Source organism: Streptomyces sp. NPDC058307 (assembly GCF_042880295.1).
Classification (GTDB): domain Bacteria; phylum Actinomycetota; class Actinomycetes; order Streptomycetales; family Streptomycetaceae; genus Streptomyces.
This window is the reverse complement of record NZ_JBHVYZ010000007.1, coordinates 21,953-43,614: the sequence shown is the minus strand read 5'-3', so window position 1 is coordinate 43,614 and position 21,662 is coordinate 21,953. Positions and strand designations below refer to the sequence as shown.

The window sequence follows — 21,662 nt, the reverse complement described above, 5'->3', positions numbered from 1 at the left end:
GCGTACGGGCGGGTTATCTGGGGGGCATGCCCCCCAGACCCCCCGTGACGGCGCCTGCCCTCCACGTCCCCGACCGGACCGGACGGCAGGCGCCGTCGCATGTCGTCCTACGGCACCCGGAACGTCTCCCCGTACACCTGCCACTCCAGCGGTGTCCTCAGGTCCAGGTTCCCGTCGTTCAGGAAGCGTCGTTGCGCGGTGTCGACGCGGGTGGTGTCGATGTCCGGGTCGCGGGTGCGCATGGCGTCCTCGCGGATGTCGAGGAAGGTGTCCAGGTAGGCCTTCTCCGAGCCGCCCTCGGTCGGGCTGTCGGACTTCTCGAGGGCGTGTGCGCGCAGGCCGTAGAAGCCGGTGGGGCTGGTGCCGGGGCCGTGGAAGACCATGGCGTCGTAGTAGACGAACTGGCCGAGCGGGCCGAGACCGTCGAGTTCGGCGAGCCGGACCGCGGGGTCGAAGTAGACGCGGTCGCGTGCCGTGTCCTGGGCCCTCCGGAAGGCCGGGACCTGGGCTTCCGCCCTCCAGGCGGCCGTGAAACCGGGGTCCAGGCCCTCGTGGGACTCCGTGCCGTCGACCGCGCGCAGGGCGGGGAGGTACCGTGCGAGGCCGTTGTCCGGGTGGGCCTTCGTGTAGTCCTCGACGAGGCTGAGCAGGTCGCTGGTGCCGGTGCAGAAGCCGATGATGCCAGCGGTGTAGCCCTGCCCGTCACCGATGTCCTCGATGTAGGAGTAGGCGCTGCGCCAGTCGAGGGTGGAGTTCTCGGCGCTCGCCACGAGCTGCTGGGCGAGTTCCTTCTTGGCTGGGGCGTCCAGTCCGGCCGACAGGCTGGCGAGGACCTCTTGGGCCTCCGCGCTCCCGGCCCCCTCGGGCTGCTCGGCCCAGGCCTTGGCTCCCTCGGCGCCCTTGGCGTCCTGGGCCGCCTGCGACCGGTAGGCCGCGGAGAGGTCGGGCCCCGCCCCTGGCGCGCCGGAGTCCTCGGGCGCGAGGAGGCAGACCGACGCCGTGACGACCACGGGGACGGCCGCGAGGAGCAGTGCGCGGACCCGTCTCACTGAGCTCCCGTCAGTTCGGTGACCTTGGCCCAAGTACACACCACGAGTACCGCCACGAGTACGGCGCACGCTCCCGCCTGTACGAGGGCGCGACGGCCGTCCCGGGGGGCGTACGCGTAGGCGAGGGTGACGAAGGCTCCGGCGAGCAGGCCGCCGAGGTGGCCCTGCCAGGACGTCAGCCCCGCGGAGATCAACAGCCACAGCAGCAGGCCCGCCATGAAGCGGTTCACCTGGGCCATGTCGGCGCCGAGGCGGCGGGCCATCACGTAGTACGCCGCGCCGAGCCCGAAGATCGCGCCGGACGCGCCGAGCGTGGGCTGGGTGGGCGCGACCAGCAGGACGAGGACCGAGCCGCCGAGCGCCGAGAGCAGATACAGGACGACGTACCTGAGGCGGCCGAGCTGGACCTCGACCACGCGGCCGATGTTCCACAGCGACACCATGTTCATCACGATGTGCAGGATCCCGAACGTGCCCCCGGTGGGCGGCAGATGGAGGAACGCGCCGGTCAGCAGCCGGTACCACTCGCCGTCGGCGACACCCTCGACCTGGAAGCCGGCGGGGTGGGGGGCCTGCCACACGTAGTGGCCGCCGTCCGGGCCCAGCAGACCGATGCCCAGCATCTCGAACCGGTCCACGATCGCCGGGCGCACGAGTTCGCCGACATAGGCGAGCACGTTGAGTCCGATCAGGACGTACGTCACCAGGGGAACCGTCGTGATCCGCCCGCCGAACGCGGTCCGGGCCCGCCGTACCGACCGTGCCCCCTCCCGCACGCACTCGGGGCACTGGTGGCCGACGGCCGCCTCCCGCATGCAGTCCGGGCAGATGTGCCGCTCGCAGCGGGTGCAGCGGACGTGGGACTCCACCCTGGGATGGCGATAGCAGGTGGTGACGGCGGACTCGGGTTCCACGGCCGGCTCTCCTCGGAGTGGCAGGGGTGATCATGAGCCGGTGGGGACGGCGGCGAACAAAATAGCGAACGCCGGTGAGGGAGCGGAGCGGAGGGGCCGGATTCGGGTGGCCGCACGTCCCGTTGGCATCGCCCACGCCTCGTGCCACCCTGTGGTTGATCCGACGGGAGGCGACGACTCATGGACGGCGCACGATCGGTGAACCAAGGCACTCGCGGGGGAGAGGCCGGCACGGGCGAGCGACTCGCCGACTGGGCGGACGGGCGGCTCGGCCTGTACGCGCTGGCCAAGGCCAACATGCGCAAGGTCTTTCCGGACCACTGGTCGTTCATGCTGGGCGAGGTCTGTCTCTACAGCTTCCTCGTCCTGATCCTCACCGGCGTCTATCTCACGCTGTTCTTCGAGCCCAGCGGTGTCGAGGTCGTCTACCACGGCTCCTACGAGCCCCTCAACGGCGTGGTGATGACCAGGGCCTACGAGTCCACGCTCGACATCAGCTTCGACGTGCGCGGCGGACTGCTGATCCGGCAGATCCACCACTGGGCGGCGCTGGTCTTCGTCACCGGCATGCTCGTGCACATGATGCGGGTGTTCTTCACCGGCGCCTTCCGCAAGCCGCGCGAGCTCAACTGGCTGTTCGGCTGGACCCTGTTGTTCCTCGGCATCATCACCGGTCTGACCGGCTACTCCCTCCCCGACGACCTGCTCTCCGGCACGGGTGTCCGGTTCGCCGACGGGGCGATCCTGTCGATCCCGATCGTCGGGACGTATCTGTCGTTCTTCCTGTTCGGCGGGGAGTTCCCGGGCCACGACATCATCCCGAGGTTCTTCCCGATCCATGTGCTGCTGCTGCCCGGGATCATGCTCGGCCTGGTGGTCGCCCACTTGATCCTGGTCTTCTACCACAAGCACACCCAGTACCCGGGCCCCGGCCGCGACAACAAGTCCGTGGTCGGCATGCCCTTCCTGCCGGTCTACCTGGCCAAGGCGGGCGGCTTCTTCTTCCTGACCTTCGGCGTACTGGCGCTGATGGGCGGACTCGCGCAGATCAACCCCGTGTGGCGTTCGGGCCGTACAGCCCGCACCTGGTGACCACCGGCGCCCAGCCCGACTGGTACCTCGGCTTCTCCGAGGGGCTGATCCGGGTGATGCCGGGCTGGGAGATCAATTTCTGGGGCCACACCCTGGTGCCCGGAGTCTTCATCCCCTTCTCCCTCTTCCCGCTGATCCTGCTCGCGATCGGGGTCTATCCCTTCGTCGAGGCGTGGATCACCGGTGACAGACGCGAGCACCACATCCTGGACCGGCCGCGCAACGTGCCCGTCCGTACCGGGCTGGGCGTCGCCTGGCTGAGCCTGTACGTGGTCCTGCTGATCGGCGGCGGCAACGACATCGTGGCCACGCATCTGCATCTGTCGATCAACGCGATCACCTGGTTCGTGCGGGTCTCCGTGTTCGTGGTGCCGGTGCTCGCCTTCGTGATCACCAAGCGCGTCTGCCTCGGGCTCCAGCGCCGGGACCGGGACAAGGTGCTGCACGGCCGCGAGACCGGCACCATCAAGCGGCTGCCGCACGGGGAGTACGTCGAACTCCACGAGCCCCTGTCCCAGGCGCAGTTGCACACCCTCACCCAGCACGAGCAGGAACCGCCGTACGAGCTCGGGCCGCTCGTCGACAGCAACGGGGTGCGGCGGCCGGTCAGACTCTCGCAGCGGATGCGGGCCGGGCTCGCGCGGGCCATGTTCGGGCCCGACACGCGGATCCCCAAGCCGACGGCGGAGGAGTACCGGGAACTCACCAGCGGCGACCACCACTGAGGACGGTGTCGCGGCACTCGTCGGGACCGCCCCAGGCGGTACGCAGGGCGCGGGCCTTGGTGAGCCACAGCGACAGGTCGTACTCCGAGGTGTACCCGATCGCGCCGTGGAGCTGGAGCGCGGTACGGGCCGTCCGGTACGCCGCCTCGCACGCCGTGACCTTGGCGGCGGCGACGTCTTCCGAGGTCATCGTCAGGGCGGCGCCGAAGACCAGGGGGCGCGCGAACTCCAACGCGATCTTCGCGTCGGCGAGTTGGTGTTTGACCGCTTGAAAGGAGCCTATGGGGGCGCCGAACTGGGTGCGCTGCTTGACGTAGGAGACGGTCTGGTCGAGGAGGGCGAGGCCCACGCCGAAGGCCTGGGCGGCGGTGGTGAGGCGGGCGGTGGTCACGGCGGCCGCCGTCGCGGGGTGCTCGGTGAGCAGGTCGCCGCCGGGGTCCAGCGGGGTGAGGCGACGGGCGGGGTCGAGCGAGGGGCGGACGGGGCCGTGGCCGGGGGCCAGACGCAGTCCCTCGGCCGTCAGGGAGAGACGGATGCCGGCCGCCTCACCGTCGAGGGCGTATCCGTGGCCGCGGGCGACCGTGGCCATCGTCCCGCCCGCGGCCAGAGTGGGCAGCAGCCGCTTCGCCGGTCCCGTGTCGTCCAGTGCGGCGAGCAGAGTCGCCGCCGTCACCGTCTCCACCAACGGGCCCGGTACCGCGTGCCGCCCCAGCTCCACGAAGGCCAGGGTGAGTTCCAAGGGGCGTAGGCCCAACCCCTCGTACTCCTCCGGTACCGCCAGCGCGAACACCCCCGCCTCGCCGATACGGCTCCACAGCGCGCGCCCGCTCGCGTGGTCCCCCCGGCTCCAGTCCCGTACGACCGACGGGGTGTCGGCGGCCGTCAGCATCGCGTGCAGGGAGGCGGCGAAGCCGCGCTGCTCTGTGTCGAGGAGGAAGTCCATCAGCGGCGGCCCTTCGGGAGGCCCAGCAGGCGTTCGGCGATGATGTCGCGCTGGATCTCGTTCGTGCCGGCGTAGATCGGGCCAGCCAATGCGAAGACATAGCGCTCGGACCAGTCCGTGTCCGCCGATTCGCCCTCCTCGCCCAGGAGATCCAGGGCCGTCTCGGTGAGCGCGATGTCGTACTCGGACCAGAAGACCTTGTTCAGGCTGGACTCGGGGCCGAGCGTCTCGCCGGCCAGGAAGCGGGCGGCGGCCGCGTAGGTGAAGAGCTGGTAGGCGCGGGCGCCGATCAGGGCGTCGGCCACACGGGTCCGGGTCGCATGGGGACTGCCCTGCGCCTGCCACAGCGCGAACAGCCGGTCTGCGGCCGCCAGGAAACGGCCCGGTGAGCGCAGCATCAGCCCCCGTTCGTTGCCCGCCGTCGACATCGCGATCCGCCAGCCCTGGCCGGGCTCGCCGATGACGTCCTCGTCCGGCACGAACACCTCGTCCAGGAAGAGCTCGGCGAAGGCCGGCTTCCTGTCGAGGCGGCGGATCGGGCGGACCGTGACACCGGGGGCGCGCAGGTCGAACATCAGGTAGGTCAGGCCCTGGTGGGGTCTCGGGGTGTCCGGGTCGGTGCGGAACAGTCCGAAGGCACGGTCCGCGAAGGCGGCCCGGGAGGACCAGGTCTTCTGGCCGCTGAGCAGCCAGCCGCCTTCCGTGCGCACCCCCCTGGACCTCAGGGACGCCAGGTCCGAGCCCGCCTCCGGCTCCGACCAGGCCTGCGCCCAGATCACCTCACCGGTGGCCATCGGCGGCAGCACGCGCGCGCGTTGCTCCGGTGTGCCGTGGTCGAAGAGGGTCGGGGCGAGGAGGCTGACGCCGTTCTGGCCCACGCGTCCGGGCGCCCCGGCCGCGTAGTACTCCTCCTCGAAGACCAGCCAGCGGATCAGCCCGGAGTCCCGGCCGCCGTAGCGGACGGGCCAGTTGACCACCGACCAGCGGTCCGCGGCGAGCTCCGCCTCCCACGCGCGATGGGCCGCGAAGCCCTCCCGGGTCTCCAGGGAGGGCAGCGGACAGGCGGGCACATGCGCGCGCAGCCACGCGCGGGCCTCGGCGCGGAAGGCCTCTTCCTCCTGCGTGAACGCCAGATCCATGGACACCCGTCCTTCCCTAACAAGTGTTTGGTAGGTTAGCGTGGCGCTATGACAGGCGTCGAGAGGCCGGTGTACGAACCGGGGCACGGGCTGCTGAAGGGACGCACCGCCGTCATCACCGCCGCCGCCGGCGCGGGCATCGGCGGGGCGACCGCGCGCCGCTTCCTGGAGGAGGGCGCACGCGTCCTGATCAGCGACGCGCACGCGAGGCGGCTGAAGGAGTACGAGGCCGAGCTGGGGCGGGAGTTCCCGGGAGCCGTGACCGCCGTACCGTGCGACGTCACCGACGAGGCACAGGTCCGCGCGTTGTTCGACGCGGCCGTGGAAGAACACGGACGACTCGACATCGTCGTCAACAACGCGGGCCTCGGCGGCACTTCGTCCCTCGTCGACATGACCGACGAACAGTGGAACCGCGTCCTGGACGTCACCCTCAACGGCACCTTCCGGTGCACCAGGGCTGCCCTACGGCTGATGCGGGACGCACGCGCGGGCGTGATCGTCAACAACGCCTCCGTCATCGGCTGGCGCGCCCAGGCAGGACAGGCGCACTACGCCGCCGCGAAGGCCGGGGTCATGGCCCTGACCCGGTGCGCGGCAGTGGAGGCCGCCGAGTACGGCGTACGCGTCAACGCGGTCTCCCCGAGCCTCGCCATGCACCCGCACCTGGTGAAGGTGACCTCGGCCGAACTGCTGGAGGAACTGACCGCGCGGGAGGCCTTCGGGCGGTACGCCGAACCCTGGGAGGTGGCCAACGTGATCGTGTTCCTCGCGTCCGGCTACTCCTCGTACATGACCGGCGAGGTCGTCGCCGTCAGCAGCCAGCACGCATAGGACGACAATGACTTCGTGCCGACCAAGCCGACCAAGAAGAAGCCCCAGGTGAGCGCCGCCGCGCCCGCGCGCCGCCGTGAACTCCTCGACACCGCCGCCGAGGTCTTCGCCGAACAGGGCTACAACGCCACGACCGTACGCAAGATCGCGGACCACGCGGGCATGCTCGCGGGCAGCCTCTACTACCACTTCGACTCCAAGGAATCGATGCTGGAGGAGATCCTGCGGACCTTCCTCGACGAGCTCTGGGGCGGCTACGACGCCGTCCTGGGCGGCGAACTCGGCCCGCGCGAGACGCTGGAGGCCCTGGTCACCGAGTCGTTCCGGGAGATCGACCGGCACCGCGCGGCCGTCGCGATCTACCAGAAGGAGAGCAAGCAGCTGGTGGCGCAGGAGCGGTTCGCGTTCCTCGCCGAGTCGCAGCGCAGGTTCGAGAAGGCCTGGCTGTCCACGCTGGAGCGCGGGGTCGCGGCCGAGGTGTTCCGGGCCGACCTCGACGTACGGCTGACCTACCGGTTCGTGCGCGACACCGTGTGGGTCGCCGCGTCCTGGTACCGGCCCGGCGGACAGCACAGCCCGGAGGAGATCGCCCGGCAGTACCTGTCGATGGTGCTGGACGGGATCGCCGTACGTACGTAACTCACTGGGGAGTTGCCATGGCCGAGGCCTACATCGTCGAAGCGGTCCGTACGCCCGTGGGGCGGCGCGGAGGAGGACTGAGCGCGGTCCACCCGGCCGATCTGGGCGCGCATGTACTCAAGGCGCTGGTCGCGCGCGCGGGCGTGGATCCGGCCGCCGTGGAGGACGTCGTCTTCGGCTGCCTGGACGCGGTCGGGCCGCAGGCCGGGGACATCGCGCGGACCTCGTGGCTCGCCGCCGGGCTGCCCGAGGAGGTGCCCGGGGTGACCGTGGACCGGCAGTGCGGGTCCTCGCAGCAGGCCGTGCACTTCGCCGCGCAGGGCGTGCTGTCCGGGACGCAGGACCTGGTGGTCGCCGGCGGGGTGCAGAACATGTCGATGATCCCGATCGCCTTCGCGACCCGGCAGGCCGCCGAGTCGCTCGGGCTGACCCAGGGGCCCTTCGCGGGCAGCGAGGGGTGGATGGCGCGGTACGGGGACCGGGCGGTGAACCAGTTCGTCGGCGCCGAGATGATCGCCGGGAAGTGGGGGATCAGCCGCGAGGACCAGGAGGAGTTCGCGCTCCGGTCCCACCGGCGGGCGCTGCGGGCCATCGACGAGGGCCGCTTCGAGCGCGAGACGGTGGCCCACGGCCCGGTCGCGGTCGACGAGGGTCCGCGCCGGGACACGTCGTTGGAGAAGATGGCCGGTCTGAAGCCGGTGATCGAGGGCGGCACCATCACCGCCGCCTGCTCCTCGCAGGTCTCCGACGGGGCGGCGGCCATGCTGCTGGCCTCGGAGCGGGCGGTGCGCGAACACGGCCTCACCCCACGCGCACGCGTACACCACCTCTCCGTACGCGGCGAGGACCCCATCCGCATGCTCACCGCCCCCATCCCGGCCACCGCGCACGCCCTGAAGAAGACCGGCCTCAGCATCGACGACATCGACCTCGTCGAGATCAACGAGGCCTTCGCCCCGGTCGTCCTGGCCTGGCTGAAGGAGACCGGCGCGGACCCGGAGAAGGTCAACGTCAACGGCGGCGCGATCGCCCTCGGGCACCCGCTGGGGGCGACGGGAGTGAAGCTCATGACCACCCTGCTGCACGAACTGGAGCGCACGGGCGGCCGGTTCGGGCTCCAGACCATGTGCGAGGGCGGCGGACAGGCCAACGTGACGATCATCGAACGTCTTTGAAGCCCTCCAGAGTCCCCTCCGCCTCCTTCATGATCCGTTCCACCAGTTCCGCGCACGACGGCAGGTCGTCGATCACCCCGGCGACCTGCCCGGCGGCCATGACGCCGAGATCCGTGCGGCCGTCCACCATCGCCGACCTGAGCAGCATGGGGGTGTTGGCGGCGAGCAGGACCTGGCTCCAGGTGAGGTCCTTGCCGTGGCGCATCGCCAGGCCGTCGCGGGCCATCCCCCGCCAGGTCAGGCCGGAGAGCCCGCGGAAGGCGGCGGCGTGCCGGGCGGCCCGCAGCAGGGCGCGGGTACGGCCGGCGCGCTCCAGGGAGTCCACCAGGTCCGTGCGGAGCATGCGGTGCGGGAGGCCGTCCACCGCCCGCGTCACCGTCACGTCCTTCACCGTCGCCGCCAGATAGCGCGCCTTCACCGCGTCCGGCACCGTCGAGTCCGAGGTGAGCAGGAAGCGGGTGCCCATGGCGACGCCCGCCGCCCCGTACGCCAGCGCCGCGACCAGCCCCCGCCCGTCGAAGAAGCCCCCCGCCGCCACGACCGGGATGTCCACCGCGTCCACCACCTGCGGCAGCAGGACCGTCGTCGCCACCTCCCCGGTGTGTCCGCCGCCCTCCCCTCCCTGCACGATCACCGCGTCCGCGCCCCAGGCAGCGACCTTCTCGGCGTGCCGCCGGGCCCCGACGGACGGGACGACGACGACCCCGGCCTCCTTGAGCGCGCCGATCAGCTCGGCGGAGGGCGCGAGGGCGAAGGACGCCACCCGCACCCCCTCGTCGATGATCACGCGCACCCGGTCACCGGCGTCCGCGGCGTCGGCCCGCAGATTGACCCCGAAGGGCGCGTCGGTACGGGACCTCACCTCCCGTACGGCGTCCCGGAGTCGGTCGACGGTCATCGTCGCGGAGGCCAGGATGCCCAGCGCGCCCGCGTTCGCCGTGGCGGAGACCAGGCGGGGCCCCGCCACCCACCCCATCCCGGTCTGCACGATCGGATGGCGGACCCCGGCCAGGCGGGTGAGCGCGGTCTCCATCAGCCACCGACCTCCCTGGACCGGGTGTCTTGGGGATCGATCACCTCGCGGATCAACTCGAGTTCCCGCGCGGTCGGTTCGCGCGTGTACGGCACCTCGTCGGACACCACCAGGTCGAATCCGGTGGCCTCCCGCACCTGCGCCACGGTGACCCCCGGATGCAGCGACGCCAGCCGCATCGAGTGGTCCGGCGTCGCGAAGTCGAAGACGCCCAGGTCGGAGACGACCCGGGGGATACGGTGATGAGGGGCGCCGTCCGCGTGGTCGTACCCCACCCCGCACACCATGTCGACCTTCTCGACGAAGACCCGCCGGGAGTGCCTCGGCACCCAGTAACTGGTCGGGTTGTTGAGGGTGTTGACCGGTGCCCCCCGCACCCCGAGCAACTGCCGCTTGGGTCGCGCCCAGTCGCCGATGCACGAGATGTTCTGGTTGCCGTACCGGTCGATCTGGCTCGCGCCCATCATCACGTGCCGTCGGCCACCGGTGACCAGGGCCAGGTGCTGCCGGTAGGGCAGCCAGCCCTCGGGCGTGCCGTCCGGGCGGACCAGCAGGGCCTCGCCGTCGGTCAGCAGCAGGTCGGGGGAGAAGGTGAGGCGGGCGAGCCGGGCGCCGACCGAGGGGATCAGGCCCATGGGGCTGGCCAGGATCTCGCCCGCGTCCCGCCAGGCCTCGGCGCAGGCGATCACGCAGTACTCACTCCGGGTCACGGTCATGAAATCCTCCCCCGAGATACCGTGCGGCGAACTCCGGCCAGGGCGTGGTCGCGTACTCCCGCTGTACGGCCTCGTCCCGGCCGTAGTCGGGAACGCAGGAGGTGAAGTGGGCGCCGCCCGGAGCCTCGACCACGCCGGTGACCGTGTGCCGTTTGAGCAGCAGCGACTGCGGCGGCGCCTCCTTCGTCAACTCAGCGGTGTCCACGATCCGTTCGCAGGAGACGTAAGCGGCGTCGGCCGCCTCGCAGAACAGGTCGTCGAAGTACGGGTCGGGGCCGAGGTACTGGCCGTTGCCCAGCCGGTCGGCGCGGTTCACGTGCACCAGGGCGGCATCCATGCCGAGCGCGGGCACGGCGACGAACGTCTCCCCGTCGTCGTACGGCGAAGTCACCGTCCGCAGGCCCGGGTTGACCCGCATGACGTCCGAGCCCAGCCCCGACCGCACCGGCAGGAACGGCAGCCGGTTCGCGGCCGCGTGCAGGCCCCACATGAACATCGCCTCGTCGATCTCCATCAGCTCGAAGGCACCGGCCTCCCGGGCCGCCCGGTAGTGCGGCTCCAGAGGGATCGAGTCGAGGGTGACGAAGGCGGTGACGAGCTTGCGGATACGCCCGGCCGCGGCGAGCATGCCGACGTCCGGGCCGCCGTACGAGACGATCGTGAGGTCGGTGACCGTCGATCGCAGCAACGCCCTGACCAGGGCCATCGGCTTGCGGCGGGAGCCCCAGCCGCCGATGCCGAGGGTCATGCCGCTGTGCAGCCGGGAGACGACCTCGTCGGCCGTCATGGTCTTGTCGCTCACTCGGCCTCCCTGCCGAACCTGTCACGGACCCGGTCGGCGACCCCGCTGACGCTCGCCTCGTAGGTGAAGCCCTGCTCGTAGCGGTAGCTGCGGCGGACGTCGACCGGGTCGATGCCGTTGATCGCGGCCTTGGCGAGGCGCAGCAGCTCGCCGTCCTTCGCGGCGATCTCGCGGGCCGACTCCAGGGCCGTGGCGGCGAGTTCGCCCCTCGGCACGACCTTCCACACCGCGCCGTGCCGGTGCAGTTCGGCAGCGGTGACCGTGCGCGAGGTGAAGTACAGGGCGCGCATGAGGTGCTGAGGGACAAGACGGGCCAGGTGGGTGGCCGCGCCGAGCGCCCCGCGGTCCAGTTCGGGCAGGCCGAAGGTGGCGTCCTCGCTCGCCACGATCACATCCGCGTTGCCCACCAGTCCGACGCCCCCGCCCAGGCAGAACCCCTGCACGGCTGCCACCACGGGCACCTCGCAGTCGTACACCGCGGAAAAGGCCTCCAGGCACCCGCGGTTGGCGCCGACGAGGGCGGCGGATCCGCGCGTCTGGATCTCCTTGATGTCCACGCCCGCGTTGAAGCCGCGCCCCTCGGCCGCCAGGACCACACACCTGACCTCCGGATCACGGCCCGCCGCGCGCACGGCGTCGGCCAGGGCGAACCAGCCGTCCGCCGGAAGAGCGTTCACCGGCGGGAAGTCGACCCCGACCAGGACGATTCCCTTTTCCGGGGACGAGGTGGAGACACCCATGGCCGCATCAGCTACCTTTCCACCAAACGTTTGTTAGGTGAAGGGTAGCGGTGAATGGAGCTGAGCGGGAGGGTCGTGGTCGTCACCGGCGGGACGCGAGGAGTGGGCGCCGGGATCGCTCGCTCCTTCGCGGAAGCGGGGGCGGACGTCGTCGTCTGCGCGCGCAGGCCGCCCGAAGTCCCCTTGCCGAAGACCCGGTTCGCGAGGCTGGACGTCCGGGACGGCGAAGCCGTACGGCACTTCTTCACCGAACTGCCGCGCCTGGACGTGCTGGTCAACAACGCGGGCGGGACGCCTTATCGGCTGCTCGCCGACGCAGGCCCCGAACGGCACCTCCGGGTCCTGGAGTTGAACCTCCTCGCCCCGCTGACGCTGTCCCTGGCCGCGTACGAGCGCCTGAGGCAGGCCCGCGGCTCGATCGTCATGATCGGGAGCGTCAGCGGCGGCCGGCCCTCGCCCGGCACGGCCGCGTACGGGGCGGCCAAGGCGGGCCTGGAGAACCTCGCCCGCTCGATGGCCGTGGAGTGGGCGCCGGACGTCCGCGTGAACACCCTGGTCGTCGGCATGGTCCGCACCGAGCAGTCGCATCTGCACTACGGCGACGAGCAGGGCATCGCCGCCGTCGCCCGCACGGTCCCCCTCGGGCGCCTCGCCGAGCCCTCGGACGTGGGCGCGGCAGCCGTGTTCCTCGCCTCCGACGCGGCCGCCTATATCAGCGGGGCCTCGCTGCTGGTGCACGGCGGCGGGGAACGGCCCGCCTTCCTCGACGCCGCCAACGCGGCAGCCATCGACGGCGATCATCGACAAGGAGACGTGAGTTGACCGGAATCTGCGACGGCCGGGTCGTCGTCGTCACCGGCGCGGGCCGCGGACTCGGCCGCGCCCACGCGCTCGCCTTCGCCGCCGAGGGAGCACGGGTCGTCGTCAACGACCTCGGCGTCGGCCTCGACGGCACCCCGGGCCCCGACAGCCCCGCCTTCCTCGTCGCCGAGGAGATCCGCGCGGCGGGCGGCGAGGCGGTCGCCCACGGCGGCGACATCGCCACGAGCGCCGGTGCTGCGTCCTTGATTCAGGCCGCCCTGGAGGCGTACGGCCGCCTCGACACCCTCGTCAACAACGCCGGGTTCCTGCGCGACCGGATGCTGGTCAACCTCGACGAGGAGGACTGGGACGCGGTGATGCGCGTACACCTGAAGGGGCATTTCCTGCCACTGAAGCACGCGGCGGCACATTGGCGGGCGGAGACGAAGGCGGGCCGTACGCCGGTGGCCAGGATCGTCAACACCTCCAGCGGAGCTGGTCTGTCGGGCTCGGTGGGACAGGGCAACTACAGCGCCGCGAAGGCGGGGATCGTGGGCCTCACCCTGGTCGCGGCGGCCGAACTCGCCCGCTACGGCGTCCAGGTCAACGCGATCGCCCCCGCGGCGCGGACGAGGATGACGGAGCGGACGTTCGCCGACACGATGGCCGCCCCCACCGACGGCTTCGACGCGATGGCCCCGGATAACGTGTCACCGCTGGTGGTCTGGCTGGGCTCCGAGGCGAGCGCGGGGGTGACGGGCCGGGTCTTCGAGGCGGAGGGCGGCCGGATCACGGTGATGGAGGGCTGGCGGCCCGGGCCGAGCGTGGACAAGGGGGCGCGGAGGACTCCGGCGGAAGCCGGCGAGACGGCCCTGAAGCTGCTCGGCGAGGCGGAGACACCGGGCCCGGTGTACGGGGCGTGATCGGGTACGCCACCCCCATCGGGTACGCCGCCCACCCCTACGTGTCACATTCCAGCACCGTCCGGCACAACGCGCAGCGGGCCCGCACCCGTCCCCGAACCGGCACCCGGATCCGCTGATGGCAGGTGGGACAGGGAAACGACACCCGCAGCCGCTCGCCCCCGTCAGGGGTGAACGTATAGGGGACCCCGGGCTGCGGCCCGGGCCCCGCGTGCCGCCGGTCGCGCGCGTACCGCCGCCGCCCCGCCCAGCCGGCGGCAGCCAGAGGCGGTTGCTCGGAGTCCTCGCGGGCCAGCGCCATCCCCTTCCCGTACGCCGTGTACGCCTGCGCACTGGTGAACCACACCGAGGGATCCTCCCCGAACACCAGCGACCGCTTCGCCAGCACGTACCCGAACTCCTCCGGTGTGAGATACCCCAGCTTCTGCGACGACGCCGCGTCCTCCCGGTACGCGTCCAGCAGCAGCCACCCCGCCCCCAGATACGTCGCCGCCGTGTCCGTGAGGATCTCGTTCTCCCGCACCCCGGGGAAGGAGAGGTCCAGCCGGTGCAGATACACGTGCATGACCTCGTGGGCGAGCGCCGCGCCGATGTCCCGCCGATGCGTACGGAACCGGTCGTTCAGCTCGACGAAGTACTCGGGGCCCGCGGTGAGTTCGACGTTCGCCGCGTGGGTCATCTCCCGGAAGCTCACCACGAACCGGGCGTCCGGCAGCCGGTAGTGCCGCACCAGCTCCCGGGCCACCCGCTGTGCGCCGAGATAGAGATCGTCGGTGTCGCAGAACGCCACGTCCACCGGCGCCACACTCGTCGCGAAGGCATGGACGGTGTCGTAGGAGAGCCGCTTGTAGAGCGCGTTGATCGAGGCCCGCACCGTCTCCAGATGCGGGTAGCCGTGCTGGACCGGTCCGTCGTTCGTCACGCCCGTACCCCCAAGACGCCCAGAACCCGATTCCACTCTACGAGGTCGCGGGCGGATTCTCGTGGGCCGGATCCGGGGCACGGAGCCGCAGCCCGCTCCCCTTCGCCGGTGCCTCCTCCAACTCCAGCACCCACACCTCGTTGCCGCCCTCCCGCAACACCGGACCCGGTACGTACAGCGACCGCTGCGGGCCCACCGACCAGTACCGGCCGAGGTTGAAGCCGTTGACCCACACGAACCCCCGGGTCCAGCCCGGCAGCTCCAGCACCGCGTCCCCGGCGCCCCGCACGCTCACCTCGCCCCGGTACAGCCCCGGCGAGCCGTCCCCGGGGACCGCCCCGAAGCCGATCCCCGTCACCGAGTCCAGCGCGTCGAGCCGCAGGCCCCGCGCCCGCACCCCGTGCAGGAACTGCCGCTCGTGCAGCAGCCCCCCGGTGATCCCCTTGGCCTCCCCGCTCCGGGGCCCGTAGTTGACCCGCCCCAGCGACTCCACCCACAGCTCCCACCGGACAGCAGCCGCACCGGCCGGCCATCCAGCAGGAAATCGCTTTCACCCACCGTGAACTCGCTCATAGGCTCCACCCTCACCACTGGCGGCGGCCAGGTCCATGGACAAAGATCGTCGCTGCTTGGACCGAAGCGCATACGAGGAAGCGCAGGCAAGGAGCGCGATGTACCACACCTGGATGCGGTTCTTCACCCCCAGCCCCGTCCACCACCGCCTGGGCCTGGTCTGCCTCGGGGTCGGCCTCCAGCACGGCGCCCTTCCCACCGTCGGTCCCCGCACCCTCGACAGCCACGTCGCCGTCGTCATCAGCACCGGCACCGGGTGGTACGAGACCCCCGATGGCCGCCGTACGACGGTCACCGCGCCCTCGCTGCTGTGGCTCACCCCCGGCATCCCGCACCACTACGCGCCCGACCCGGGGACCGGCTGGGACGAGGGCTTCGTCGGCTTCACCGGCCCCGCCACCGCCACCTACACCGAACTCGGCTACATCGAACCCGACCGGCCCGTCGTGCCCCTGTCCGACGCCACCGGCCCGCGCGCGGTGATCACCCGCATCGCACGCGCCGCCCGCCGCGACAACCCCCTCCTGGAGGTGGAGACCGGCGCCGCCGTCCACGAACTCCTCGTCGCCCTGCACCGCGCCCGCGCCGACCTCGCCCCCGACGGTGACCCCGTCCTCAAAGCCCTCGCCCGCGACGCCTTCAAACCCATGTCGGTCGCCGACCACGCCACCCGGCACGGCATGACCCTCGCCGAACTGCGCACCGCCGTCCGCCGCGGCGCCGGCTGCAGCCCCAAGGACTACCTCCTCGGCATTCGGCTCGGCCGCGCCAAGGAACTCCTCGCCGCCACCGAACTCCCCGTCGCCTCGATAGCCCGCCGCGTCGGCTACGACGACCCCGCCTACTTCTCCCGCCTCTTCACCCGCCGCGTAGGCATGCCCCCGATCCGCTTCCGCGCCCAGGAAAGCCGGACCGTACCGGGCGGCTGGAGCGACCGGATGCCTGATCCGGGGGATCTGCCACGGGTTTGAGGGGGTGGGGGTGATTGGACGGGGATGGGGATGGGGCTGGGCGTTGGACTGAGTTTGACCGCAGGAGTCAGGGGCTGCGCGGTCGGCCGAGTTTTGAGGGGCCGTGGTCTTGGATCTGAGTACGGCAGCGGAGGATGGGTCAGGCACCGGGGCACCGGTGTGCCGGGGGCGGGGGCGCCGGTCCGGCTGGTGCGCCGGGGATCTGGTCGCCGGTCTTTCGTCCGGCTGGTGCGCCGGGGACCTGATGGTGGGGCTGGCCCAGCCGGTGTGTGCTGGGGGCCCTGATTGGGGTTGCCGGTTCGATTCTGCGGGGGGCTGATCAGGCTTGCTGGTCCGCTTCTGCGGGGGGCTGATCAGGGTTGCCGGTCCGCTTCTGCGAGGGACCGTTCAGGGTTGCCGGTCCGGCGGGTGCGCCGGAGGGTAGATCGCCGGTCTCGGTTCAGCCGGTCCGTCGGGGATCTGTTCGCCGGTCTCCTGCCGGGCCGGTCCGCCGGAGAGCCGATCGCCGGTCCTCGATCTGGTCGGTGTGTCGAAGAGCTGGCCTCCCTATGTCGTCGAGCGGCCGCCCGTCTCCGGTCCAGTCGAACCCCCGGGCGAGCCGATCACCGTCCCCCGATCCGTTCCGCAGCAGCCGCCGGCCCCCGATCCGGCCCATCCGCCGCGGAATCGATCACCCCGGCCCCTTAGGGTTGTCGCCCATGACCACCAGCAACACCGGATCCGGTGACGTCGACCCCGCTGTCCGCGAAGAGCTCAACCGGCTGCGCGACAGCATCGACAACATCGACGCGGCCGTCGTCCACATGCTCGCCGAGCGGTTCAAGGCCACCCAGCAGGTCGGCCACCTCAAGGCCCGCCACCAGCTGCCGCCCGCCGACCCGGCCCGCGAGGCCCGCCAGATCGAGCGGCTGCGCACCCTCGCCGAGAACGCCAAACTCGACCCGGCCTTCGCTGAGAAGTTCCTGAACTTCATCATCGCCGAGGTGATCAGACACCACGAGCGCATCGCCGAGGACGCTGTCAACGGCTCCACGCCCCTGGCCGATTGACCTCGGCCGACCCGCGGATCAGGTGACACGGCCGCCCGCACCCGGCATGCTGCGCTGTGCACTCCTTGTCAGCCCACGAGCACACCGTGTCAGCGCACGGGCGTAGGCTGGCTGTCCGCGAGGGAGGGACGCCAGGCCATGCCTTCGGATGCCAAGATCCTGATCGTCGACGACCACGAGGACACGCTCTACGCCCTGGAGAGCGCCCTGGCCCCGCTGGGCTACCGGCTCGGCCGCGCCACCAGCGGTGACGAGGCCCTCAAGCAGGTGCTCCGGGGCCACGTCGGCCTCCTGCTCCTCGACGTACGGATGCCCGGCGTCAGCGGCCTCGACGTGGTCCGCTACATGCGGCGCCTGGAACAGACCCAGCACATCCCCGTCATTCTGCTCACCGGCTTCGGCCCCGACCACGAACTCACCTCCGCCGCCTTCGCCCTCGGCGTCGCCGACCTCCTGATGAAACCCATCGACCCCTGGGCCCTGCGCACCAAGGTCCGCTACCTCTACGACACCCACCGCCGCCACCTCGCCCTCGAACACGAGGTGCGGGAGTTACGCGCCCTCGTCAAGGACCACGGCGACAACGACAAGGACAGCAGCCCCCACGGGGCCCTGTCCCACCCGGACACCCGGGTACCGGTACAGCGCGACAACGGGGCGCACACCGGGGAGCTCGAACAGGACCGGACATAAGGCGTGTACCGATCCGCCTCTGTGAGTTGCCCCTGCCATCAGGCAGCATGTCCTGCATGTCCGTACTGACGCGCGACGAAGCGCAGACCCGTGCCAAGCTCCTCGACGTCCACCGCTACACCATCGCGCTCGACCTCACCACCGGCGACGAGACCTTCGAGTCCCGGACCGTCGTCCGGTTCACCGCGCGCGCCGAAGCGGACACCTTCGTCGAACTCAAGCCGGCCGAACTGCGGGAAGCCACCCTCGACGGCCGCCCCCTCGACCCGCAGACCCTCCAGGAGAACCGGCTGCCCCTCAAGGGCCTGACCGCCGGCGAGCACGAACTGCGCATCGACGCCGTCATGCGGTACTCCCGCACCGGCGAGGGCATGCACCGCTTCACCGACCCCACCGACGGCGAGACCTACGTCTACACCCAGCTGTTCATGGACGACGTCCAACGCGTCTTCGCCGCCTTCGACCAACCCGACCTCAAGGCCGTCTTCGACCTGTCCGTGAAGGCCCCCGAGGACTGGACCGTCCTCGCCAACAGCATCACCACCGACCTCGGCGAGGGCCTCTGGCAGGCCGCCCCCACCCCTCTGATCTCCACCTACCTCGTCGCCGTCGCCGCAGGCCCCTGGCACTCCGTGCGCACCGAACACCGCGGCCTGCCCTTCGGCATCCACTGCCGCCGTTCCCTCGCGCCCCACCTCGACACGGACGCCGACGAACTCTTCGAGATCACCAAGCAGTGCTACGACCGCTACCACGAGAAGTTCGAGGAGCCCTACCCCTTCGACTCCTACGACCAGGCCTTCGTCCCCGAGTTCAACGCCGGCGCCATGGAGAACCCCGGACTCGTCACCTTCCGCGACGAGTTCGTCTACCGCTCCGCCGTCACCGACACCGAACGCCAGACCCGCGCCATGGTCATCGCCCACGAAATGGCCCACATGTGGTTCGGCGACCTCGTCACCCTGCGCTGGTGGGACGACATCTGGCTCAACGAGTCCTTCGCCGAGTACATGGGCTACCAGACCCTCACCGAAGCCACCCGCTTCACCGACACCTGGGTCGACTTCGGCGTCGTACGCAAGGGCTGGGGCTACGACGCCGACCAGCGCCCCTCCACCCACCCCGTCGCCCCCGAAGCCGTCGACGACACGGCATCGGCCCTCCTGAACTTCGACGGCATCTCCTACGCCAAGGGCGCCTCCGCCCTGCGCCAACTGGTGACCTGGCTCGGCGAGAAGGACTTCCTCGCCGGCATCAACACCCACTTCGCCCGCCACAAGTTCGCCAACGCCGCCCTCGCCGACTTCATCGACTCCCTCGCCTCCGCCACCGAACGCGACGTCCACGCCTGGGCCGACACCTGGCTGCGCACCACCGGCGTCGACACCCTGCGGCCCGTCGTCACCCGCGGCGAGGAAGGCACGTACACCCTCCAGGTCGAGCACAAGGGCAGCCGCCCGCACCGCATCGCCGTCGGTCTCTACGACCAGGACATCGCCGACGAGGGCCGCCACCTCGTCCTGCGCGACCGCCTCGACCTCGACATCCCGCAGAGCACCCCGCAGCCCATCGGCAAGCGCCCCGCCCTCCTCCTCCTCAACGACGGCGACCTCACCTACGCCAAGGTCCGCTTCGACACCGACTCCTTCGCAGCGGTCACCGAGAGCCTCTCCGGTCTGCCCTCGCCCCTGACCCGCGCGGTCGTCTGGAACGCCCTGCGCGACGCGGTCCGTGACGGCGAACTGGCGCCCACCGCCTACCTGGACGCGGCCCGCGCCCACCTCCCGCACGAGACCGACCTCGCCCTCGTCCAGGGCGTCCTCGCCTTCGCCTCCGCCTACGTCGCCGACCGCTACGTCACCCCCGACCAGCGCCCCGCCGCCCTCACCACCCTCTCCTCCCTGTGCCGCGACCTCATCCGCCGCACCGAGGACGGCGACCACCCCGGCCTGCGCCTGATCGCCGTCCGCCACTGCATCGACGTCGCCGCCCACCCCGACACCATCGCCGCCTGGCTCGCCGACGGCACCGTACCCGGCGGCCCCGAACTCGACCCCGAACTGCGCTGGCGCGTCCTCGCCCGCCTCGCCGTCCTCGGCGCCACCGACGAGACCGCCATCGCCGCCGAACTCGACCGCGACCCCTCCGCCGCCGGCCAGGAGGGCGCCGCCCGCTGCCGCGCCGCCCTCCCCACCGAAGAGGCCAAAGCACAGGCCTGGGAAGCGATGTTCACCCGCGACGACCTCTCCAACTACCTGTTCACCGCCACCGCCCAGGGCTTCTGGCAACCCGAACAGACCGACCTCGTACGGCAGTACGTGCCCCGCTACTACCAGGACGCCGTCGCCCTCGCCGCCCGCCGGGGCCCCGCGATCGCCGTCGCTGCCGGCCGCTCCGCCTTTCCGGACTACGCCATCGACGAGGACAACCTCCACCTCGGCGAGGCCTGCCTGCGCGACGCCGACCCCACCCCCGCGCTACGCCGCAAACTGGTCGACCAACTCGACGACCTGGGACGGGCGTTGCGGGTGAGGCAGGCGTAGAGCGGATTTTCCCCGTACGGGAGTACCCCCTTTCGGGTCAGAATCGTTGAACTCTCCGGGCGCGCCCAGGCAACCGCGTCCAAGCTGGAAGCCCCCAGCGCCCCCGGAGGTCGACGATGCACACGCCGCCCCTGGCCTCGGGCCCCGAAGGCCGTGACGACCTGCGCCCGCTGCTCGACACGGTTCTCGACGCGTTGGGGGAGGGGTCCCGCCTGAGGGGTGGGCCCCTGCCGGCGGGTGGACCGGGGGCGGTCGCGGATCGGGTGCAGGATGCGCTGGGAGACGTACTCCCGGACGAGGGCGACCCGGAGGCCCTACGGCACCTGGTGCGCGCCTTGGCGGAAGGTTCCGCGGACCCGGCGGACCCTTTCTGCGCAGCCCACCTCCACTGCCCACCCCTCGCGGTGGCCGCAGCGGCAGACCTCGCCGTCAGCGTTTTGAACCCTTCGATGGACTCGTGGGATCAGGCTCCGGCGGCCTCGGAGCTGGAAGCACTGATGACACGTGCACTGGCGAACGAGGTCTACACAGGCCCACCCAGGGGCGCGGGGAACTGCGCGACCAGCCCCCACCGGCCCGCAGCCGAAAGCGATGCCCTGGTAACAACCGGCGGCACCGAGTCCAACCAACTCGCCCTCCTCCTGGCCCGAGAGACCCTGGGCCCCGGGGTCCGACTCGTCTGCGGCGAAAACGCCCACCACTCCCTCCCAAGGTCCGCCTGGCTCCTGGGCCTGCCGGCCCCACTCATCGTCCCCACTCCCAACGGCACCCTCGACCCCGCAGCCCTCGACAAGGCCCTGCACGGACCGTCGGTCATCGCCGCGACCGCAGGCACCACGGACACTGGCCACGTCGACCCCCTCCCCGAGATCGCCGCCCTGTGCGCGCAGCGCGGCGCACGGCTCCACATCGACGCGGCCTACGGCGGAGCCCTCCTCTTCAGCTCCCGGCACCGAGCCAAGCTCACTGGTCTGAGCGCCGCCGACACCGTCACCCTCGACCTCCACAAACTCGGCTGGCAGCCCGTAGCCGCCGGACTCCTCGCCGTCCGCAACGGCCAAGACCTCGCCGCCCTGACCCAGCACGCCGACTACCTCAACGCCGACGACGACACCGAAGCCGGCCTCCCCGACCTCCTCGGCCGCTCCCTGCGCACCACCCGCCGCCCCGACATCCTCAAGATCGCCGTCACCCTGAAGACCCTGGGACGGACGGGACTCGGCGCTCTCGTCGACCAAGTCTGCGACCAGGCAAGGGAGTTCGCGGAACTCGTCGACGAGCACCCAGGGTTCGAACTCCACGAACCGCCCACCATCAGCACAGTCCTGTTCCGACCGGCGAACGCCACCGACGACGCCGTAGCCGCCGTACGCCGACAACTCCTCA

The 21,662-nt window shown here is 71.3% G+C and carries 19 protein-coding genes and 2 pseudogenes; 11 read left to right on the top strand and 10 right to left on the bottom strand.

The window, feature by feature from the left end; translation table 11 throughout:
- Nucleotides 1–107: 107 nt before the first annotated feature.
- Nucleotides 108–1,049: a chitosanase gene (locus ACFVYN_RS07700; protein WP_389993981.1), complete on the bottom strand. Its 942-nt coding sequence runs from the start codon at nucleotides 1,047–1,049 to the stop codon at nucleotides 108–110.
- Nucleotides 1,046–1,963 carry a rhomboid family intramembrane serine protease gene (locus ACFVYN_RS07695; protein WP_389993978.1) on the bottom strand — a complete coding sequence of 306 codons (918 nt, stop codon included), beginning with the start codon at nucleotides 1,961–1,963 and terminating at the stop codon, nucleotides 1,046–1,048. Before ACFVYN_RS07695 ends, ACFVYN_RS07700 begins: the two co-directional genes overlap by 4 nt.
- A gap of 180 nt (nucleotides 1,964–2,143) precedes the next feature.
- On the opposite strand from ACFVYN_RS07695, the pseudogene ACFVYN_RS07690 reads away from it, so the two are divergent.
- A pseudogene (locus ACFVYN_RS07690) lies at nucleotides 2,144–3,780 on the top strand (cytochrome bc complex cytochrome b subunit).
- Here the strand turns inward: ACFVYN_RS07690 and ACFVYN_RS07685 are convergent.
- Both ACFVYN_RS07685 and ACFVYN_RS07680 read right to left on the bottom strand, forming a co-directional pair.
- Nucleotides 3,758–4,723, bottom strand: a complete 966-nt coding sequence (locus ACFVYN_RS07685; protein WP_389993975.1) for an acyl-CoA dehydrogenase family protein — start codon at nucleotides 4,721–4,723, stop codon at nucleotides 3,758–3,760. The pseudogene ACFVYN_RS07690 and the gene ACFVYN_RS07685 sit on opposite strands and share 23 nt — an antisense overlap.
- Nucleotides 4,723–5,862: an acyl-CoA dehydrogenase family protein gene (locus ACFVYN_RS07680; protein WP_389993972.1), complete on the bottom strand. Its 1,140-nt coding sequence runs from the start codon at nucleotides 5,860–5,862 to the stop codon at nucleotides 4,723–4,725. The genes ACFVYN_RS07685 and ACFVYN_RS07680 overlap by 1 nt, the downstream gene beginning before the upstream one ends.
- 48 nt (nucleotides 5,863–5,910) lie before the next feature.
- Here ACFVYN_RS07680 and ACFVYN_RS07675 point away from each other — a divergent pair, with 48 nt between their 5' ends.
- From ACFVYN_RS07675 to ACFVYN_RS07665, 3 genes are read left to right on the top strand one after another with little or no spacing between them, the layout of a single operon-like run.
- Nucleotides 5,911–6,696: an SDR family oxidoreductase gene (locus ACFVYN_RS07675; protein ID WP_389993970.1), complete on the top strand. Its 786-nt coding sequence runs from the start codon at nucleotides 5,911–5,913 to the stop codon at nucleotides 6,694–6,696.
- Between the two features lie 15 nt (nucleotides 6,697–6,711).
- A complete protein-coding gene (locus ACFVYN_RS07670) occupies nucleotides 6,712–7,335 on the top strand; it encodes a TetR/AcrR family transcriptional regulator (RefSeq protein ID WP_389993967.1) in 624 nt (207 codons plus the stop codon).
- A gap of 17 nt (nucleotides 7,336–7,352) precedes the next feature.
- Nucleotides 7,353–8,510, top strand: a complete 1,158-nt coding sequence (locus ACFVYN_RS07665; RefSeq protein ID WP_389993965.1) for an acetyl-CoA C-acetyltransferase — start codon at nucleotides 7,353–7,355, stop codon at nucleotides 8,508–8,510.
- Here the strand turns inward: ACFVYN_RS07665 and ACFVYN_RS07660 are convergent.
- From ACFVYN_RS07660 to ACFVYN_RS07645, 4 genes are read right to left on the bottom strand one after another with little or no spacing between them, the layout of a single operon-like run.
- Nucleotides 8,494–9,543: an NAD(P)H-dependent flavin oxidoreductase gene (locus tag ACFVYN_RS07660; RefSeq protein ID WP_389993962.1), complete on the bottom strand. Its 1,050-nt coding sequence runs from the start codon at nucleotides 9,541–9,543 to the stop codon at nucleotides 8,494–8,496. The genes ACFVYN_RS07665 and ACFVYN_RS07660 overlap by 17 nt on opposite strands.
- Nucleotides 9,543–10,259 (bottom strand): CoA-transferase subunit beta, encoded by a 717-nt coding sequence (locus ACFVYN_RS07655; RefSeq protein WP_389993959.1) that lies wholly within the window; start codon nucleotides 10,257–10,259, stop codon nucleotides 9,543–9,545. The genes ACFVYN_RS07660 and ACFVYN_RS07655 overlap by 1 nt, the downstream gene beginning before the upstream one ends.
- Nucleotides 10,240–11,061, bottom strand: coding sequence for a CoA transferase subunit A (locus ACFVYN_RS07650; protein ID WP_389993956.1), 822 nt, complete (start codon nucleotides 11,059–11,061; stop codon nucleotides 10,240–10,242). Before ACFVYN_RS07650 ends, ACFVYN_RS07655 begins: the two co-directional genes overlap by 20 nt.
- The gene (locus tag ACFVYN_RS07645) at nucleotides 11,058–11,801 is read right to left on the bottom strand and encodes an enoyl-CoA hydratase family protein (RefSeq protein WP_389993953.1); all 744 of its coding nucleotides are present in this window, start codon (nucleotides 11,799–11,801) and stop codon (nucleotides 11,058–11,060) included. The genes ACFVYN_RS07650 and ACFVYN_RS07645 overlap by 4 nt, the downstream gene beginning before the upstream one ends.
- 54 nt (nucleotides 11,802–11,855) lie before the next feature.
- On the opposite strand from ACFVYN_RS07645, the gene ACFVYN_RS07640 reads away from it, so the two are divergent.
- Together ACFVYN_RS07640 and ACFVYN_RS07635 are read left to right on the top strand one after the other, a co-directional pair.
- Nucleotides 11,856–12,623: an SDR family oxidoreductase gene (locus ACFVYN_RS07640; protein ID WP_389993950.1), complete on the top strand. Its 768-nt coding sequence runs from the start codon at nucleotides 11,856–11,858 to the stop codon at nucleotides 12,621–12,623.
- On the top strand, nucleotides 12,620–13,525 hold the full coding sequence (locus ACFVYN_RS07635) for an SDR family oxidoreductase (RefSeq protein ID WP_389993948.1): 906 nt from the start codon (nucleotides 12,620–12,622) through the stop codon (nucleotides 13,523–13,525). The genes ACFVYN_RS07640 and ACFVYN_RS07635 overlap by 4 nt, the downstream gene beginning before the upstream one ends.
- 37 nt (nucleotides 13,526–13,562) lie before the next feature.
- On the opposite strand, the gene ACFVYN_RS07630 is transcribed toward ACFVYN_RS07635, so the two are convergent.
- Complete coding sequence (locus tag ACFVYN_RS07630; RefSeq protein WP_389993945.1) at nucleotides 13,563–14,447, bottom strand: hypothetical protein; 885 nt, start codon at nucleotides 14,445–14,447, stop codon at nucleotides 13,563–13,565.
- 37 nt (nucleotides 14,448–14,484) lie between these two features.
- Nucleotides 14,485–14,967: pseudogene (locus tag ACFVYN_RS07625) on the bottom strand (beta-galactosidase); the annotation flags it as partial.
- 151 nt (nucleotides 14,968–15,118) lie between these two features.
- Between ACFVYN_RS07625 and ACFVYN_RS07620 the strand changes: the two are divergent.
- The 5 genes from ACFVYN_RS07620 to ACFVYN_RS07600 all read left to right on the top strand — a co-directional run.
- Nucleotides 15,119–15,991, top strand: a complete 873-nt coding sequence (locus ACFVYN_RS07620) for a helix-turn-helix domain-containing protein (RefSeq protein ID WP_389994298.1) — start codon at nucleotides 15,119–15,121, stop codon at nucleotides 15,989–15,991.
- A gap of 698 nt (nucleotides 15,992–16,689) precedes the next feature.
- Entirely contained in the window at nucleotides 16,690–17,040 is a 351-nt protein-coding gene (locus tag ACFVYN_RS07615; protein ID WP_389993942.1) for a chorismate mutase, read from the top strand.
- 138 nt (nucleotides 17,041–17,178) lie between these two features.
- Nucleotides 17,179–17,733: a two-component system response regulator gene (locus ACFVYN_RS07610; protein ID WP_389993940.1), complete on the top strand. Its 555-nt coding sequence runs from the start codon at nucleotides 17,179–17,181 to the stop codon at nucleotides 17,731–17,733.
- Between the two features lie 56 nt (nucleotides 17,734–17,789).
- Nucleotides 17,790–20,276, top strand: coding sequence for an aminopeptidase N (gene pepN / locus ACFVYN_RS07605; RefSeq protein WP_389993938.1), 2,487 nt, complete (start codon nucleotides 17,790–17,792; stop codon nucleotides 20,274–20,276).
- Between the two features lie 116 nt (nucleotides 20,277–20,392).
- The coding region (locus ACFVYN_RS07600) for a pyridoxal phosphate-dependent decarboxylase family protein (protein WP_389993935.1) at nucleotides 20,393–21,662 on the top strand (1,270 nt) is incomplete at its 3' end.

Excerpts from the sequence above, each read along its gene's own strand:
- ACFVYN_RS07665 (WP_389993965.1), top strand. The coding sequence starts at position 7,353 with ATGGCCGAGGCCTACATCGTCGAAGCGGTCCGTACGCCCGTGGGGCGG.
- ACFVYN_RS07675 (WP_389993970.1), top strand. The coding sequence starts at position 5,911 with ATGACAGGCGTCGAGAGGCCGGTGTACGAACCGGGGCACGGGCTGCTG.
- ACFVYN_RS07640 (WP_389993950.1), top strand. The coding sequence starts at position 11,856 with ATGGAGCTGAGCGGGAGGGTCGTGGTCGTCACCGGCGGGACGCGAGGA.
- ACFVYN_RS07685 (WP_389993975.1), bottom strand. The coding sequence starts at position 4,723 with ATGGACTTCCTCCTCGACACAGAGCAGCGCGGCTTCGCCGCCTCCCTG.
- ACFVYN_RS07680 (WP_389993972.1), bottom strand. The coding sequence starts at position 5,862 with ATGGATCTGGCGTTCACGCAGGAGGAAGAGGCCTTCCGCGCCGAGGCC.
- ACFVYN_RS07610 (WP_389993940.1), top strand. The coding sequence starts at position 17,179 with ATGCCTTCGGATGCCAAGATCCTGATCGTCGACGACCACGAGGACACG.
- ACFVYN_RS07660 (WP_389993962.1), bottom strand. The coding sequence starts at position 9,543 with ATGGAGACCGCGCTCACCCGCCTGGCCGGGGTCCGCCATCCGATCGTG.
- ACFVYN_RS07645 (WP_389993953.1), bottom strand. The coding sequence starts at position 11,801 with ATGGGTGTCTCCACCTCGTCCCCGGAAAAGGGAATCGTCCTGGTCGGG.
- pepN (WP_389993938.1), top strand. The coding sequence starts at position 17,790 with ATGTCCGTACTGACGCGCGACGAAGCGCAGACCCGTGCCAAGCTCCTC.
- ACFVYN_RS07655 (WP_389993959.1), bottom strand. The coding sequence starts at position 10,259 with ATGACCGTGACCCGGAGTGAGTACTGCGTGATCGCCTGCGCCGAGGCC.
- ACFVYN_RS07620 (WP_389994298.1), top strand. The coding sequence starts at position 15,119 with ATGTACCACACCTGGATGCGGTTCTTCACCCCCAGCCCCGTCCACCAC.
- ACFVYN_RS07615 (WP_389993942.1), top strand. The coding sequence starts at position 16,690 with ATGACCACCAGCAACACCGGATCCGGTGACGTCGACCCCGCTGTCCGC.